The following is a 15,323-nucleotide window of genomic DNA, read 5'->3' on the forward strand; positions in this document are numbered from 1 at the left end:
TCAGTGCGCCTTGTGCTCGAGCGGCGCATCGGCCCGCAGCTTCTGCACGTCGTTTACCGCCAGGTCGCCCGGTAGACCACCCCAACCCTGACGCAGGTAGTTCAGCAAGTCGGTGAGTTGTGCATCGCTGAGTTTTTCCATGAAACCGGGCATCGGTTGCATGTGCTCGAACCCGGAGAATTTCTGTTCACCGATACCGTCGTCGATTACCCGCACCAGATTGCGCGGATCTTCCAGACGCAGCGTGGTATTGCCGCGCATGGCCACGGCGATGTGTGGCTTGCCTTCGCCATCGACCGCGTGGCAACCGGCACAGACGTTCAAGTAGTCCTGACGCCCGCGCTGGGCGCTGGCGCTGAGTTTTTCCAGTGGTACGTCGGTCAGCACTTTTGCCGCTGGCGGCTGATCGCCGAGCAGGAAGGTGGCCATGGCGGCCAGATCCAGGTCAGTGAGGCCCTGAGTGCTGTTGTGGAACACCGGGAACATCTCGTTGAACATCGTGCCCTGGGCGCTCATGCCGTGCTTGAGGAACGAGCTCAGGTCCTGATGATTCCAGCCACGCGCGGCCAGGTCAGTGGCCAACAGGCTCGGCGCCAGATAGCCATTGAGAACGCCACCGGTCATGCGCTTGTCCATCTGCATCGCACCAGGCAAACCGCGTGGCGTGTGGCACTCGCCACAGTGACCGAGCACGTCGACCATGTACTGGCCGCGCTTCCAGGCTTCGCTCTTGCCTTCGGCGGATTCCAGCTTCACGTCCTTGCCGTACATCATGTTCCAGCCCATCAGGCCAGGACGCACATTGAACGGAAAGCTCAGGCTGGTGACCGGAGCGGCGCGCTCTATCGGCGCGATGGTTTTCAAGTAGGCATGAATCGCGTCGGAGTCTGCACGCGGGATCAAATGATACGAGGTGTACGGCATCGCCGGGTACAGGTTCGCCCCATCGCGGCGCTTGCCTTCGGTCAACGCAGCGAAGAATTCGTCATCGTTGTACAAACCGATGCCGTGCTCTTTGCTCGGCGTGATGTTGGTGCCGTAGATCGTGCCGAACAGCGAGACGATCGGCAGGCCGCCCGCATACGGCGCGCCACCCGGCGCGGTATGGCACGCCATGCAGTCGGCGGCACGGGCCAGGTATTCGCCCTGCTTGACCTGCGCATCGTCAGCGTGAGCCAGCAACACAGGCGCTGCCAGGCCGACCGTCAACGCGAGACGGCTAAGTAGTTGTTTCATGCTTAACCCTCCTTGACCAGGCCGAGATCAGTCAGCACGTTGCGCGTGGCGCTGTAGTAGCGCACGTAGCCGGTGCAACGGCAGATGTGATGACCGAGGCTGTCCTCGATGACTTTTTCCAGTTGGCTTTTGACGATGGGCTGTCGCTGCAGCTTCTCTACCAGCACCGTCGCGGCATTGACGAAGCCAGGCGCGCAGTAACTGCACTGGAAGGCGAATTCGTCGACGAAGCGCTGCTGGATCGGGTTCAGTTCAGTGACCTTGCCCTGCTCGTCGCGGGTCGCGTGGCCTTCGATGGTGCGCACCTTCTTGCCTTCGAAATAGTGCGCGCCAGTAATGCAGGTGCGCACTTCTTCGCTGGTGCCGTCCGGGTTATCAACGATCACCACGCAGGCGTGGCAAATGCCCTGGCCGCAGCCCAGGCGTGAACCGGTGAGGTTCTTGTACTCGTGCAGGTAATCGATCATCGGCAGGTCATCAGGGATGTCCACCGGGCCGACGGATTGACCGTTGAGGGTCAGTTGAAGCGGACGGTTAGCCATTGAGGGCCTCCTTGATGCGGGCAGAAGTGATAGGCAAGTCGCGGACACGTTTGCCGATGGCATGGGCCACAGCGTTTCCGATGGCACCGACCACCGGGATCATCACCACTTCGGCGATGCCTTTGGACGGGTCGCTCGGCGACAATGGCGGCAGGATTTCCGCGGTCTGTTTCCACACCGCAACGTGACGCGCCATCGGCAGGCGATAACGGTTGAAGTTCCAGTCACCCTCCCCCGGCCCGCCTTCGTACAGCGGCATTTCTTCCATCAGCGCATGGCCGATGCCCATGGCGATGCCGCCTTCGAGCTGACCCTTGACCAGTTCTGGCACCAGCACCCGACCGCACTCGACCCACGAGTGATGGTTGAGCACCGACACTTCGTGCGAACCCTTGTTGACCTTCACTTCCACCAGCGTCGCCACCGGGCTGTAGTAAGTCACCGCCGCGTTGTTCAACTGGGTCGCCGGGTAGGCGATGTTCTGCCGATCCAGCAGGTGGAAACCGGCACTGTTCATCTGCGCTTTCTTCGCTTTCGGCGCACCATCACCGTACTTCACCGCCAGGCCATCGAGCGGCAGACGCTCGCGCACGCCATCGATGCTGAACTCGGCCTCGGCCCAGCTCCAGCGGTTGAAACCATGGACCGTCGCGCCAGTGACCAGACCGCGCTCGTGAGCACGTTTGGCCAGCACTGCAAAAGGCAAAGGTTCCATGCCGTTGGCGGTGAGCTTGCCGTCGACCCAATGGGCGTCTTCACGGCGTACCACATAAGGGTTGGCCTGGCCGCCGTAAGGGCCTTGGCGCCAGATCTCCAGCGCCGCTGGCCACAAGCCGTGGTTGAACAGCACACGCGCCGCTTCACGGGTGGCGTGGCTGAAGTAGTACGCCGAGTTGGTCGCCGACGACGCCGAAGCGACCTTGCCGACCCAGCGCGGGTTGCGCAGGAAGTTGTCCTGCTCGGCCTGGCTCATGATGTAGGGGTTGCCGCCACTGATCAGCTGCAACTCCTTCCATTCGGTTTCGCCAGTCTTCACTTCGTGTGCCGGGTTGCCGAGGAAATCGGCCACCACCATTGCCTGGGAAGTGGACATGCCGGTGCCGATTTCAATACCGATGTGGCGCAGGGTGATACGACCGTCAACGGTGTATTCGATGCTGGCCATCGGCGCTTCCGAACCGGTGCCGAAGTCTTTCTGGCAGATGGCGAAACCGACGCCGTACCAGTTGTCCGGGTCGGCTGATTCGCGTTGTTGCTTGATCGCGTGACGATTTTTCCAGGTGTCGTGAACGGCAGCCTTGTCGAGAATTTCATGCAGGCGCAAGGCACCGGCCGGGATCGCGCCCTGGGTGTTTTTCATGCCCGAACGCAGCGCATTCTTGCGCCGCAATTCGATGGCATCGACACCGAGGCGATCGGCAATTTCGTCGACCATCATCTCGGTGGACGCCATGCTTTGCAGGGTGCCGTAGCCACGCATCGAACCGGCTTCCACCGCGCGCGAATGATAGGCCGTGACCTGCAAATCGTTCTGCGGCATGTAGTAGATCGACTGCGCCGCCGTAGCGCCAACCGCTGCCACGGATGGGCTGTAGTTGACGCGTCCACCGCCGTCGACGCTCATCTCGGCGCGGAAAATCCTGAAGCTGTGATCGGTCTTGTCCACGGCCAGTTGATAGCGGATATCGAATGGATGGCGCTTGATGCCGCTCTGGAATTGCTCGTAGCGGTCGTTGGCCAGACGCACCGGTACACCGGCGCCGTACAACGCTGCGAGGGCGGCGTAGTAGACGAAAATGTTGTGGTCTTTGGAGCCGTAACCAACGGTGTAGCCCGGGTGCATGTTGAGGTTGGCCAGGCCGAAGCGCGACGGCGCGATCATCTTCGCGGTCTCGGTCGCGGTTTCCAGCGGACATTGGGTAGCGACGACAAAGTGCAGGGTCTTGGTGGCCGGGTCGTACCAGCCGTTGCCGTTGTCCGGTTCCATCGCGGCAGGTTCGATCGACGGCGTCTTGTAGCGCTCGTCGAACACCAGCCAGTTATCCGGCGGGGTGTCGATCTGCTGCTTCATGCGCTCGGCGTAGAACAAGCCGCGCTCGGTCAGGTTGCCGTGCAGGTTCGGCTGGGAATTCCACACCGGGCGACGGTTTTTCAGCATCGGAAACAGGATCGAGTCCTTGAGGCTGGCGAATTCGTCTTCGTCCGCCGAGGTCGGCCCGCCCACGCGCACATAGCGGAAGCTGCCGTAGGGATCGCCTTCGTAATACGGCACCTTGGCACCGTAACGAATCGCTTTGTCATTGAATTTGAGTTGAGCCTTGGCCTTGCGGAACCGCTCGAAATCGTTCCAGATCAGGATCGCCACCGGGTGACCGATGAACATCGGCACCTTGCCTGCCGGCAGCAGCGGATCCGGCGCGTGTTCTTCAGGGAACACGATGCCGTCCTTGACCAGGTCTTCGGCGGTGACGATGCGATCCGGTTGCAGATCGGCGCCAAGCCACGCCAGGTCGATGCCGGCAAAGATGTGGTCGGCCTTGATGGTTTTCAGCAGCATGGCGTGGCCTTGCTGCTGCGGCCAGCCCGGCATGTCCTTGGCGCGGATGTCGCGGGCAAAAACCTTGCTGCCGCAAACCTTGGACAAGGCATCGTTACGGGCGCGCGCCTGGCCATTGTTGCCGAGCCACTGCTCGGACGGCACGGTCACGCTGTTTTCCATCAAGGCGGCCAGCGCCTGGCTGCTCAATGGCGTGAGCGTCACGCTCACACCCGCTACCAGCCCGCCCTGAAGGAACGAGCGCCGGGATATATCACGGTTGGACATGGATCATCCTCTGGGCGGTTATGGGGTCCGCCCTTCTGGTTATGTACTGGGAATCTCGAGTCTTGCAGAAGCCCTTCTTGACGATGCAAAGGGCTGTGTCGACAGTGCAAAGCTGACCGAAAGGTTAACTTTAAAGGTTTATGCGCGCGCGGAAAACAAAAAACTGACCATGAGATCAAAAAACCGCGGCTTTTCGCCGCAGCAGGTCAATGAACAAACCCAACTCCCGACTGATGTGCTCCCCCTTGCGCAACAACAGTCCGAATGGCGCCAATTGCACATCCAGCTCCACCGGCAGCGCCACCACCAGGCCCATTTTCAGGTAGTCGCGCAGTGCGGTTTCCGACAGCACCATGATCGCGTCGGTCAGTTGAATCAGTTGCTGCATCGAGTACACCGAGCTGCATTCAATAATGTCTGCCGGCAGCGGCAGCGCCAGGCGCTGCAAGGCTTGATCCAGGCCGATGCGCGCCGGACTGGTTTCAGGTTGCAGAATCCAGGGCCAGCCGTTGACCAGTTCCGCCATTTCCAGCTTCTTGCGTCGGGCCAGCGGATGGCCGGCGTGCACCACCACCAGCAAACGTTCATTGCCCAGTTGTTCGAAGACGTAGTGCTCACTGTCGGTGGCGGCGTTGCGCCGGGCGATGGCGAGGTCGATACGGCCCTGTTCCAGCAACTGGATCACCTGGTCACTGGTGTCACCCATGATGCGAATCCGCAATTGCGGATTGAGCGACTTGATCTCGGCAATCGAATCCATGACCAGATCCGGCGCTGCGCCCATGATGGTGCCGATCGACAAGTAGCCGTAACCGCCCTGCTGCCGCGCCATCAGGTCCTCGGCGCAACGGTCAAGACCGCTGAGGGCCGATTCGGCAAAACGCACCAGTTCCTGGCCCAGCGCCGTCGGTCGCATGCCCCGGGGCAAGCGTTCGAACAGGTCGCAACCGAACATGTCTTCAATTTCATGGAGCATGCGCGTGGCCGCCGGTTGCGACATGTTCAGGCTTTGCGAAGCGCGGTGCAGGTTCTGGCTGGTGCTGAGCGTCACCAGCATGTGCAAATGCTTGTAGCGCAGGCGATTGAGCAGGCTGCGGGAGATGATCGGCGTGGTCATGGCAAACCTTTATATCGATACCCTCAAGGTATCAGTTGTGAGCTAGATTCGATTTGTAACGCATCGATCAGCGGCCGTACAGTCTTCCCCATAAGAACAAATGCCCTACCAAAGGAAAACTGCGATGAAGACTCTACCTGCGCCTCTGCTCGCCAAAATTTCCTGGCGGCTGCTGCCGTTTCTCTTGTTGATGTACATCATGGCCTTCCTCGACCGCGCCAACGTCGGGTTCGCCAAGCAAGCCTTCCAAGCCGATACCAACATCAGTGATGCCGCGTTCGCCTTTGGCGCCGGGGTGTTCTTTGTCGGTTATGCGCTGCTCGAAGTACCGAGCAACCTGATCCTGCACCGCGTCGGCGCCCGTTTGTGGATGTGCCGGATCATGGTCACCTGGGGCCTGGTTTCTGCAGCCATGGTCTTTGCCCACAACGAAACCACCTTCTACGTCCTACGCTTTTTGCTGGGCGTGGCTGAAGCCGGGTTCTTCCCCGGGGTGATCCTTTACCTCACCTACTGGTTCCCCAGCGCTGTGCGCGGCAAGGCCATGGGTTTCTTTTACTTCGGTGCGCCGCTGGCGTTCATCTTCGGTAGCCCGTTGTCCGGTCTGCTGCTGGAACTGGACGGCTTTGCCGGGTTCCACGGCTGGCAATGGCTGTTCGCCGTTGAAGGCTTGATGGCCTCGGCAGTGGGCGTCTGGGCCTACTGGTATCTGGACAATCGCCCGGCCGATGCCAAGTGGCTGACCGTCGAAGAGCGCCAACAAGTGCAGAGCCTGCTCGATCAGGAAGACAGCCATAAACAGAACCACGGCCGCAGCCTGCTCAACGTGATTTGCCAGCCGTCGATACTTTACCTGTGCCTGATCTACCTGCTGATCCAGGCCAGCGTCTACGGCGTGGTGTTTTACCTGCCGACCCAGGTCGGTGGACTGCTCGGCACCAAGGTCGGGCTGATGGTTGGACTGGTCACCGCGATCCCATGGATCTGCGCTCTGATCGCGGCCTACCTGATTCCCGGCTACAGCGACCGTACCGGCGAACGTCGCCGCACCGCATGCCTGACTTTGCTCATGGCCGCCGCCGGGATCGCCTGCTCGGTAACCTTCAGCAACCCGCTGCTGGGCATCATCGCCCTGTGCTTCGCTGCTTCAGGTTTCATCGCCGTGCAACCGGTGTTCTGGACCTTCCCTTCCAGCTACCTCGCCGGCAGCGCCGCCGCGGCCGGGATCGCCCTGATCAACTCGTTCGGCGCCCTCGGCGGCTTCATCGCCCCGGTGCTGAAGAACTGGGCCGAAGGCGCTTTCCATTCACCGGCAGCCGGCTTGTATGTGCTGTCCGCTACCACTGTCATCGCCGCGTTGCTGGTGCTGGGCGTACGTGCGCCCGGGCATAAAGCCTCGAACAAACCGGCCACCATCTAACCTGACCGCCGTTTAAAAAAAGGAATCACACCATGGGCATTCCAACCATCAAGCACGTCCGCGCTTTCACCCTGCGCGGCGGTGGCGCGGATTATCACGATCAAGCGGACGGCCACTGGATCGACGATCACATTGCCACGCCAATGAGCAAATACCCCGAATACCGCCAGAGCCGCCGCACCTTCGGCATCAACGTGCTCGGCACCTTGGTGGTCGAGATTGAAGCCAGCGACGGCACCGTCGGTTTCGCCGTGACCACGGGCGGTGAGCCTGCCGCTTACATCGTCGAGAAACACCTGGCGCGCTTCCTCGAAGGGGCTCGCGTCACCGACATCGAAAAAATCTGGGACCAGATGTACCAGTCGACCCTGTATTACGGGCGCAAGGGCATCGTCATCAACACGATCTCCGGCGTCGACCTGGCGCTGTGGGACTTGCTCGGCAAGATCCGCCAGGAGCCGGTGCATCAGTTGCTCGGTGGCGCGGTACGCGACGAATTGCAGTTCTATGCCACCGGCGCCCGCCCGGACCTGGCGCAGAAAATGGGCTTCATCGGCGGCAAGATGCCGCTGCACCACGGCCCCGCCGAAGGCGAGGAAGGCTTGCGCAAGAACCTCGAAGAACTGGCGACCATGCGTGAACGCGTTGGCCCGGACTTCTGGCTGATGCTCGATTGCTGGATGAGCCTGGACCTCAACTACGCCACCAAACTGGCGGTCGGCGCCCACGAACATGGCTTGAAATGGATCGAAGAGGCCCTGCCGCCGGACGATTACTGGGGCTACGCCGCCCTGCGCAACAACGTGCCCAAGGGCATGCTGGTGACCACCGGCGAACACGAAGCCACGCGCTGGGGCTTCCGCATGCTGCTGGAAATGGGCTGCTGCGACATCATTCAGCCGGATGTCGGCTGGTGCGGAGGCCTCACTGAACTGGTGAAAATCTCGGCCCTCGCCGACGCGCACAATGCGTTGGTCATTCCGCACGGTTCCTCGGTGTACAGCTATCACTTCGTCGCCACTCGCCATAACAGCCCGTTCGCCGAATTCCTGATGATGGCGCCCAAGGCAGACGAAGTGGTGCCGATGTTCCATCCGCAATTGCTCGGCGAACCGGTGCCGGTCAATGGCCGCATGCGTCTGTCGGAACTTGATCAGCCCGGTTTCGGCGTGACACTCAACCCCGAATGCCAACTGCATCGGCCCTACAGCCGCTGAGAAAGGAGCTCGACATGAACATGCCGCACAACGCTTTCAAGGCTGCGCTGAACAAACCCGCGACCCAATACGGCATTTGGGCCGGGTTCGCCACCGGCTACGCCGCCGAGATCGTCGCCACCACCGGTTACGACTGGATGCTGATCGACGGCGAGCACGCGCCGAACACCGTGCCCGGCGTACTGACGCAATTGCAGGCAGTCGCCCCCTACTCCACCGCACCAGTCGTGCGCGCGGTGAATGGCGATGCCAACCTGATCAAGCAACTGCTGGATATCGGCGCGCAGACACTGATGATCCCGATGGTTGAAACCGCCGAACAAGCCCAGGCACTGGTGCGCGCCATGCGTTACCCGCCCCACGGCATTCGCGGTGTCGGCGGCGGCCTGACCCGCGCCACACGCTGGGATGGCGTACCCGACTATCTCAATACCGCCCACGAACAACTGTGCCTGATCGTGCAGGTGGAATCGCGGATCGGCGTGGAAAACGTCGAAGCGATTGCTGCCGTCGAAGGCGTGGATGCGGTGTTTATCGGCCCGGCGGATCTGTCGATTGGCCTGGGCCACGCCGGCAATCCTGGCCATCCGGACGTTCAGCAACGTATCCGCCACGCGGTGGACGCCACGCTCTCGGCGGGCAAGGCCTGCGGCATCCTCGCCCCCAACGAAGAAGACGCCCGTCGCTACCAAAGCTGGGGCTGCCAGTTCATCGCGGTAGCCATCGACATCAGCTTGCTGCGTCAGAGCGCCATGGCCACCCTCGCCCGTTACCGCGAACCCGCCAGCACTCAAGCGCCTTCACGCACTTACTGAACTGCCAAGGAGTCGTCCCCATGTCGTCCGTGCCTGTTTACGAAAACTTCATCAACGGCCAGTTCGTGGCCAGCGCTGCCCACATCGATGTGATCAACCCGGCTACCGGCGCCGTGTTGTCGAAAGTCCCCGCCTCAACCGCCGAAGACGTCGAACGCGCCCTCGCCGCTGCCCGTGCGGCGCAAAAGGACTGGGCGCGCAAACCGGCCAATGATCGCGCCGGCTACCTGCGCCGCATCGCCACCAAGCTACGGGAAAACGTGCCGCACCTGGCACGCACGATCACCTTGGAACAAGGCAAGATCAGCAGCCTGGCCGAGGTCGAAGTCAACTTCACCGCTGACTACCTCGACTACATGGCCGAATGGGCGCGGCGTATCGAAGGCGAAATCATCACCAGTGACCGCCAGAACGAAAACATCTTCCTGTTCCGCAAACCGCTGGGTGTGGTGGCCGGGATTCTGCCGTGGAATTTCCCGTTCTTTCTGATCGCCCGCAAAATGGCCCCGGCCCTGTTGACCGGCAACACCATCGTCATCAAACCCAGCGAAGAAACCCCGAACAATTGCTTCGAATTCGCCCGCCTCGTGGCCGAAACCGACCTGCCGCCCGGCGTGTTCAACGTGGTATGCGGTGACGGCCAGGTTGGCGCGGCGCTCAGTGGGCACAAAGGCGTGGACATGATCAGCTTCACCGGCAGCGTCGCCACCGGATCGCGCATCATGGCCGCCGCCGCGCCGAACATCACCAAGCTCAACCTGGAACTGGGCGGCAAAGCCCCGGCGATTGTACTGGCTGACGCTGACCTCGATCTGGCGGTCAAAGCCATCCGCGACTCACGCATCATCAACAGCGGCCAGGTGTGCAACTGCGCCGAGCGGGTGTATGTAGAGCGCAAGGTAGCGGATCAATTCATCGAACGCATCGCTGCGGCGATGAGCGCGACTCGCTATGGCGACCCGATCGCACAGCCCGACGTCGAGATGGGACCGCTGATCAACCGCCAAGGCCTGGATAGCGTCAACCGCAAAGTCCGTACTGCGTTGAGCCAGGGTGCAAACTTGATCAGTGGCGGACAGATGGCCGATCTGCCCAATGGTTTCCACTTCCAGCCCACTGTTTTAGCCGGTTGCCGCGCCGACATGGAAATCATGCGCGAAGAGATTTTCGGTCCGGTGCTGCCGATCCAGATCATCGATGACCTGGACGAAGCCATCGCCTTGGCCAACGACTGCGACTATGGCCTGACCTCGTCGATCTACACCCGTGACCTTGGCAAAACCCTGCATGCCATGCGCGAGCTGGATTTTGGCGAAACTTACGTCAACCGCGAGAACTTCGAAGCGATGCAAGGCTTCCATGCCGGTGTGCGTAAATCCGGGATTGGCGGAGCGGATGGCAAGCATGGGCTGTATGAGTACACCCATACCCATGCGGTTTATTTGCAGGGCTGAACGTTGCTTTGAACCTGTGGCGAGGGAGCTTGCTCCCGTCGGGGTGCGAAACGCCCCATGCGGGGACTGCTGCGCAGTCCAGCGCGAGCAAGCTCCCTCGCCACACTTGCTCAATGCTCAAAAATCCACAGTCGCCGACAGCAAATAGGTCCGCGGCGTCGACAGCGTCAAACCCGGCTCGCTGTCATCCGAAGCCCCGGCCGAACTCCAGTAGCGCTTGTCGGCCACGTTCTCGACATTGGCCCGCACGGTGATGGTCTTTTCGTCGACCCTGAACGCATAGCGTGCGCCGACGTCGAATCGCACCCAAGAGTCGATTTCTTTGTTGTTGGACTGATCCAGATACTGCGAACTGGAATAGATCCCGCGACTGGTCAAAGTCAGGCCCTGCTCGTTCGGCACGTCCCACTCGGCACCGAGGTTGACGTTGTATTTCGGCGTCGCGGGCGCCCGGTTGCCGTCAAATGTGCCATTGGTGGTATCGGTCAACTCGCTGTCGATGTACATCACACCGCCGAGCAACCGAAACCCTTTGAGCGGTTCGCCAAAGACGCTCAACTCGACACCCTCGTTATTGCGTTTGCCATTGGGGCCAAAGACTCGCGTCGTGGCGTTGGTCTCGTAGGCCGGCTGCTTGATGCGAAACACCGCAGCGGTGACGGCGAATGCTCCGGCGTCGTACTTGGCACCGACTTCGACCTGGCGACTGATGAACGGCGGAAAAATCTCGTCCTCGTTCACCGAGGTCGACGGCGCGATCTTGCCCTGGCTCAAGCCTTCCATGTAGTTGGCGTACAGCGACAGCTTGTCGGTCGCCTTGAACAGAACGCCGCCCGATGGCGAGAACTTTTCTTCGTCGTAGGCGGTATCGCCTTTGACGTCATCCGACCAGTCATCAACCTTGACCCGCTGCCAACGGCCACCGAGTGTCAGCAAAACTCGATCATCAAAAAAGCCCAGGGTGTCGGACAACGCTACGCTGCTGAAGCGGTTTTCGGTGTAGACCTCTGGATCCTGACGCGTCGGGCGCACTGGCGTTGGCGTTTCCACAGGGTTGTAAAGGTTGCTCGGAGCAGCGGCATAACGGGCGCCGCCGTTTTCGAAGTCCATGTAGAAATAGCTGGCCGCCAGGTTGACCTGATGGCTCACCGGCCCGGTATGGAACCAGTTGCGCACGCCCGCCGTGGCCGTGCGGACATTTTCGTCGCGGGTAAAGTCGCGCGGCTGCACGCTGAAATCGCCAGCGTCATTGGTGACCGCAACGGCATGCCGGAGGAAGTCATGGTTGCTTTTGCGCGCGCCCACGCCGCCGTACAGCATGACTGAATCGCTGACATCGAACTCGCCGTTCAGCGTGCCGAAGGTGTCCGTGGTTCGCGCCTGACTCCAGGGCTGCGCATAGTTGTCGCGAACATCGTTGGCATTCGGCACCTTTGCATTGGGGCCGATTTGCACGCGCTCTTGCGGGGCATCGGTATCGCGCTCAGTGTGGCCGATGTCAGTCGAAAGCCGCAGGCGCTCACCGCGAAAATCCAGACCCAGCACGGCCATCTCGCGGTCAACACTCTGGTGATCCCAGTCGGTGTCGCCGGACTGTTTCACGCCGTTGAAGCGAATGCCGAACATGTCACCTTCACCGAAACGCCGCCCGACATCCACGGCACCGCCGAGTTGGTTATCGGATGCATAGCTGCCGGTAAACGATGTGATCGGCTGGTCAGTGGCGCGCTTGGGCACCACGTTGATCCCGCCGCCCACGCTGCCTCGCGGCGAGATGCCATTGATCAGTTGGCTCGGGCCTTTGAGAATGTCGACGCGGTCGGCCATTTCCATATCGATCGTATAGGTTGGCAAGACGCCGTAGAGACCGTTATAGGAAACGTCGCTGTTGAACAGGCTGAGCCCGCGAATGGTGAATTGCTCGTAACGCCCGCCAGCCGGGTTGGTGGTGCGCACTGATGGATCGCTGGCGACCAGGTCGCCCAAGGTCCGTGCCTGTTGGTTTTTCACCGTTTCACTGGTGTAGGTGGTCATGCTGAACGGTGTTTCCATGAAATCCTGCGAGCCCAGCAACCCTTGCGACCCTCGGCGCGCGACCTGGCCGCCGACATAGGGGTCGCCATGTTCGGAATCAACGGCACCGAGGATGGAAGTCGCGCCCAATTGCAGGCTGCTACCTGATGGTGCCGGAATCAGAATGTAGGCCCGTTCGCCCACTGGCTGCAGTTGCAAGCCCGAGTTCTGCAACAAGCGGGCAAAGCCCTCTTCCACTCCGAACTCACCGGACAAGCCGGCGCTGCTGCGACCGCTGACCAGCGCCGGATCGACCGACAGATTGACTCCCGCCAAACCGGCGAACCGTGTCAACGCATCGCCAAGGCCACCGGCGGGCACCTGGTAACTGCGACGGGCGGCGTCATCGGCCCAACTGCTGTTCATCAAAAGCGGGCTGGCACTGAGGCTCAACATCAGGCTCAGGCGCAACAACGGACGCAGACCGGACGACACCGGGCGCGGACAGCAGGACTTTACTGCGGGCATTTGAAGAAGCTCTCTTGTTCGTTCAGTTGCCTTGAATGACAAGCGAGTCGAGAAAAGGGGACAGACCTCACACAACTTTTTTGCGTGGCAGCAACGTCACCCAATAGCGGGTCCGCATTTGCACTTCCAGCGGCAGACTCGCAGAGAGCAGCGCGAGAATGCGATCGGTATCGTCCAGCCGAAAACTGCCGGTCACACGCAGCGTTTCGAGTTCCGGCTCCCAGCGCAAGACACCTGGCCGATAGGTGTCGAGTTCACGCAGGAAATCCCCCAACGGCTGATTGTTGGCCATCAGTACGCCTTCACGCCAACCGGGTTGGAGCACGTCAAAGGCTTGCACCGCTCCGGCACCTGACGCTCGCAAATTGGTTTGCTGACCGGCCCCAAGCGTGAGCAAGGCGCCCTGCAAAGGTCGCAACTGCACTGCACCGCTAAACACCGACACCCGGCAGCCCAGGGCATCCTGACGAACACAGACGTCGCTTTGATCAACGAGCACCTGACCGAACCGGGTCTGGATCGTCAGCGGTGAGACACCCGACACCTTCAACGACATTTCGCCCTCCACCAATTTCACATGGCGATTCGGCATGTCCACATCGACGGCGCTGGCGGTATTGAGTTGCAATTTGCTGCCATCGGCCAATTGCACCTGTTTGCGCTCGCCGGTGGCGGTGTGCAAATCGGCACGCCAGATTTCCAGCGGCAACTGCCGACTGATCAGCCAGGCCGCTGGCACCAAAGCCACCGCGCCCAAGGCACGCTTGAGCACCACGCGCCGTCCGGGATCAGGGCGGTCGAGCGTGCTCAGGGCCAATGCCGGTGGCAGGTCGGTAAAGCGTTGACGCAAGGCCTGTGCCTTCTGCCACGCGTGCTCGTGACTGGCCGAGGTTTCGCGCCACCGCTGCAGATTCGCGCGATCCTGCTCGGTGGCTGCGCCGGACTCCAGCAACGCCAGCCATTGCGCAGCGGCACGGACCACTTGGCGGGCGTCGGGCGCGGCACTGTTCACAGTTCCACCAACAGGCAGTGCTCGTAGGCCTGTGCCATGTAGCGCTTGATCGTGCGCTGCGACACTTTCAGGCGCTCGGCAATGTGCTGATAGCTCAAACCTTCAAGTTGACTCCAGAGGAACGCCCTGCGTACTGGGCGCGGCAATCCGTCGAGCAACTCGTCCAGCGCTTGCAGGGTTTCCAGCAACAGCCAGCGCTGTTCCGGGGACGGCACGCAGTCTTCAGGCAGCAATGCCAGCGCGTTCAGGTACGCCTGCTCCAGGCTACGTCGCTTGTAGAAGTTGCTCAGCAGGCGCTTGCCCACCGTCAGCAAATAGGCACGGGGTTCGTGCAGATCGGCAATCCGCTGAGAACTGGCGAGCAAACGCAAAAACGTATCCTGGCTGAGATCCGCCGCATCGCAGGCATTGCCCATGCGCCGCCTCAACCAGCCTTCAAGCCAGCCACGGTGATCGCGGTACAGGTCGTGAAGGGTTTGCTCCTTCGGCATCGCTGCATCACTCATCTCAAGAAGCCCTGTGCCAGGAGTCGTAAATGAGAGTGATTCTAATTAATGTTGCAGCGACGAACCAAGTGCTTTATGCAGCAAGTGCGCAGAAAGATCAGCAGCCAGGAGAAAAAGAAAGTAAAAGCCAAATTTCAGACACAAAAAACCCCGGTCTTTCGACCAGGGTTTTTGCTATCGACTCGAAGCAACCAGTGGTTTCTTCGTAGCGCCAAGGCGTTCAGTGGCCTTGGTGCGGATATGGCGCAGCGGACGGGACTCGAACCCGCGACCCCCGGCGTGACAGGCCGGTATTCTAACCGACTGAACTACCGCTGCGTATCGCTTTGGACTTTCGCCCAAGTAACTCGTTTGACTGAAAGCTTCGGTGCTTTTCAATCGCGAACCAGACCTTGATCTGCTTCGTAAATAATGGCGCAGCGGACGGGACTCGAACCCGCGACCCCCGGCGTGACAGGCCGGTATTCTAACCGACTGAACTACCGCTGCGCGTCGGTGGAGGCATTTCAGCCTACCTCTTGCTTTCGCAAGTTTCTCGGAAGTGGTGGGTGATGACGGGATCGAACCGCCGACATTCTGCTTGTAAGGCAGACGCTCTCCCAGCTGAGCTAATCACCCGTTTGCATCTCCGAGGCCGCG

12 protein-coding genes and 3 tRNA genes are annotated in these 15,323 nt (G+C 61.0%); 5 read left to right on the top strand and 10 right to left on the bottom strand.

The window, feature by feature from the left end:
• From ASD60_RS09115 to ASD60_RS09130, 4 genes are all read right to left on the bottom strand, one after another.
• Entirely contained in the window at window positions 1-1,236 is a 1,236-nt protein-coding gene (locus tag ASD60_RS09115; RefSeq protein ID WP_056853688.1) for a c-type cytochrome, read from the bottom strand.
• 2 nt (window positions 1,237-1,238) lie between these two features.
• Complete coding sequence (locus ASD60_RS09120; RefSeq protein ID WP_007982256.1) at window positions 1,239-1,778, bottom strand: (2Fe-2S)-binding protein; 540 nt, start codon at window positions 1,776-1,778, stop codon at window positions 1,239-1,241.
• On the bottom strand, window positions 1,771-4,602 hold the full coding sequence (locus ASD60_RS09125) for a xanthine dehydrogenase family protein molybdopterin-binding subunit (RefSeq protein ID WP_056853689.1): 2,832 nt from the start codon (window positions 4,600-4,602) through the stop codon (window positions 1,771-1,773). The genes ASD60_RS09120 and ASD60_RS09125 overlap by 8 nt, the downstream gene beginning before the upstream one ends.
• 175 nt (window positions 4,603-4,777) lie before the next feature.
• On the bottom strand, window positions 4,778-5,719 hold the full coding sequence (locus tag ASD60_RS09130; protein ID WP_056853690.1) for a LysR family transcriptional regulator: 942 nt from the start codon (window positions 5,717-5,719) through the stop codon (window positions 4,778-4,780).
• Window positions 5,720-5,843: 124 nt separating this feature from the next.
• Between ASD60_RS09130 and ASD60_RS09135 the strand changes: the two genes are divergently transcribed.
• Genes ASD60_RS09135 through aldA form a run of 4 tightly spaced genes read left to right on the top strand, consistent with a single transcriptional unit; the run spans window position 5,844 to window position 10,625 of the window.
• Window positions 5,844-7,139: an MFS transporter gene (locus ASD60_RS09135; RefSeq protein ID WP_056853691.1), complete on the top strand. Its 1,296-nt coding sequence runs from the start codon at window positions 5,844-5,846 to the stop codon at window positions 7,137-7,139.
• Window positions 7,140-7,171: 32 nt separating this feature from the next.
• Entirely contained in the window at window positions 7,172-8,356 is a 1,185-nt protein-coding gene (gene rhmD, locus ASD60_RS09140; RefSeq protein WP_056853692.1) for an L-rhamnonate dehydratase, read from the top strand.
• A gap of 14 nt (window positions 8,357-8,370) precedes the next feature.
• The gene (locus ASD60_RS09145) at window positions 8,371-9,171 is read left to right on the top strand and encodes an aldolase/citrate lyase family protein (RefSeq protein ID WP_056853693.1); all 801 of its coding nucleotides are present in this window, start codon (window positions 8,371-8,373) and stop codon (window positions 9,169-9,171) included.
• A 20-nt stretch (window positions 9,172-9,191) separates the two neighbouring features.
• The gene (gene aldA, locus ASD60_RS09150; RefSeq protein ID WP_056853694.1) at window positions 9,192-10,625 is read left to right on the top strand and encodes an aldehyde dehydrogenase; all 1,434 of its coding nucleotides are present in this window, start codon (window positions 9,192-9,194) and stop codon (window positions 10,623-10,625) included.
• 117 nt (window positions 10,626-10,742) lie between these two features.
• On the opposite strand, the gene ASD60_RS09155 is transcribed toward aldA, so the two are convergent.
• The 3 genes from ASD60_RS09155 to ASD60_RS09165 all read right to left on the bottom strand — a co-directional run bounded on the left by ASD60_RS09155 (window position 10,743) and on the right by ASD60_RS09165 (window position 14,684).
• Window positions 10,743-13,166 carry a TonB-dependent receptor gene (locus ASD60_RS09155; RefSeq protein ID WP_056853695.1) on the bottom strand — a complete coding sequence of 808 codons (2,424 nt, stop codon included), beginning with the start codon at window positions 13,164-13,166 and terminating at the stop codon, window positions 10,743-10,745.
• A gap of 67 nt (window positions 13,167-13,233) precedes the next feature.
• Complete coding sequence (locus tag ASD60_RS09160) at window positions 13,234-14,178, bottom strand: FecR domain-containing protein (RefSeq protein ID WP_056853696.1); 945 nt, start codon at window positions 14,176-14,178, stop codon at window positions 13,234-13,236.
• Window positions 14,175-14,684 carry a sigma-70 family RNA polymerase sigma factor gene (locus tag ASD60_RS09165; protein WP_056853697.1) on the bottom strand — a complete coding sequence of 170 codons (510 nt, stop codon included), beginning with the start codon at window positions 14,682-14,684 and terminating at the stop codon, window positions 14,175-14,177. Before ASD60_RS09165 ends, ASD60_RS09160 begins: the two co-directional genes overlap by 4 nt.
• Window positions 14,685-14,713: 29 nt before the next feature.
• Here ASD60_RS09165 and ASD60_RS28800 point away from each other — a divergent pair, with 29 nt between their 5' ends.
• Window positions 14,714-14,893, top strand: a complete 180-nt coding sequence (locus tag ASD60_RS28800; protein ID WP_130907834.1) for a hypothetical protein — start codon at window positions 14,714-14,716, stop codon at window positions 14,891-14,893.
• Window positions 14,894-14,925: 32 nt separating this feature from the next.
• On the opposite strand, the gene ASD60_RS09170 is transcribed toward ASD60_RS28800, so the two are convergent.
• The 3 genes from ASD60_RS09170 to ASD60_RS09180 form a co-directional block, all read right to left on the bottom strand.
• Window positions 14,926-15,002 (bottom strand) — tRNA-Asp (locus tag ASD60_RS09170).
• Between the two features lie 94 nt (window positions 15,003-15,096).
• Window positions 15,097-15,173, bottom strand: a tRNA-Asp gene (locus ASD60_RS09175).
• A gap of 53 nt (window positions 15,174-15,226) precedes the next feature.
• Window positions 15,227-15,302: transfer RNA gene (locus tag ASD60_RS09180), tRNA-Val, on the bottom strand.
• Window positions 15,303-15,323: the final 21 nt, after the last annotated feature.

The sequence above is a fragment of the Pseudomonas sp. Root562 genome (assembly GCF_001427125.1).
In the GTDB taxonomy this organism is placed as follows: domain Bacteria; phylum Pseudomonadota; class Gammaproteobacteria; order Pseudomonadales; family Pseudomonadaceae; genus Aquipseudomonas.

What these genes read in the sequence shown, in the direction of transcription:
- ASD60_RS09165 (WP_056853697.1), bottom strand. Translation starts at nt 14,684, where the DNA reads ATGAGTGATGCAGCGATGCCGAAGGAGCAAACCCTTCACGACCTGTAC.
- ASD60_RS28800 (WP_130907834.1), top strand. Translation starts at nt 14,714, where the DNA reads ATGAGAGTGATTCTAATTAATGTTGCAGCGACGAACCAAGTGCTTTAT.
- ASD60_RS09145 (WP_056853693.1), top strand. Translation starts at nt 8,371, where the DNA reads ATGAACATGCCGCACAACGCTTTCAAGGCTGCGCTGAACAAACCCGCG.
- ASD60_RS09125 (WP_056853689.1), bottom strand. Translation starts at nt 4,602, where the DNA reads ATGTCCAACCGTGATATATCCCGGCGCTCGTTCCTTCAGGGCGGGCTG.
- ASD60_RS09135 (WP_056853691.1), top strand. Translation starts at nt 5,844, where the DNA reads ATGAAGACTCTACCTGCGCCTCTGCTCGCCAAAATTTCCTGGCGGCTG.
- ASD60_RS09130 (WP_056853690.1), bottom strand. Translation starts at nt 5,719, where the DNA reads ATGACCACGCCGATCATCTCCCGCAGCCTGCTCAATCGCCTGCGCTAC.
- ASD60_RS09155 (WP_056853695.1), bottom strand. Translation starts at nt 13,166, where the DNA reads ATGCCCGCAGTAAAGTCCTGCTGTCCGCGCCCGGTGTCGTCCGGTCTG.
- rhmD (WP_056853692.1), top strand. Translation starts at nt 7,172, where the DNA reads ATGGGCATTCCAACCATCAAGCACGTCCGCGCTTTCACCCTGCGCGGC.
- aldA (WP_056853694.1), top strand. Translation starts at nt 9,192, where the DNA reads ATGTCGTCCGTGCCTGTTTACGAAAACTTCATCAACGGCCAGTTCGTG.
- ASD60_RS09115 (WP_056853688.1), bottom strand. Translation starts at nt 1,236, where the DNA reads ATGAAACAACTACTTAGCCGTCTCGCGTTGACGGTCGGCCTGGCAGCG.
- ASD60_RS09120 (WP_007982256.1), bottom strand. Translation starts at nt 1,778, where the DNA reads ATGGCTAACCGTCCGCTTCAACTGACCCTCAACGGTCAATCCGTCGGC.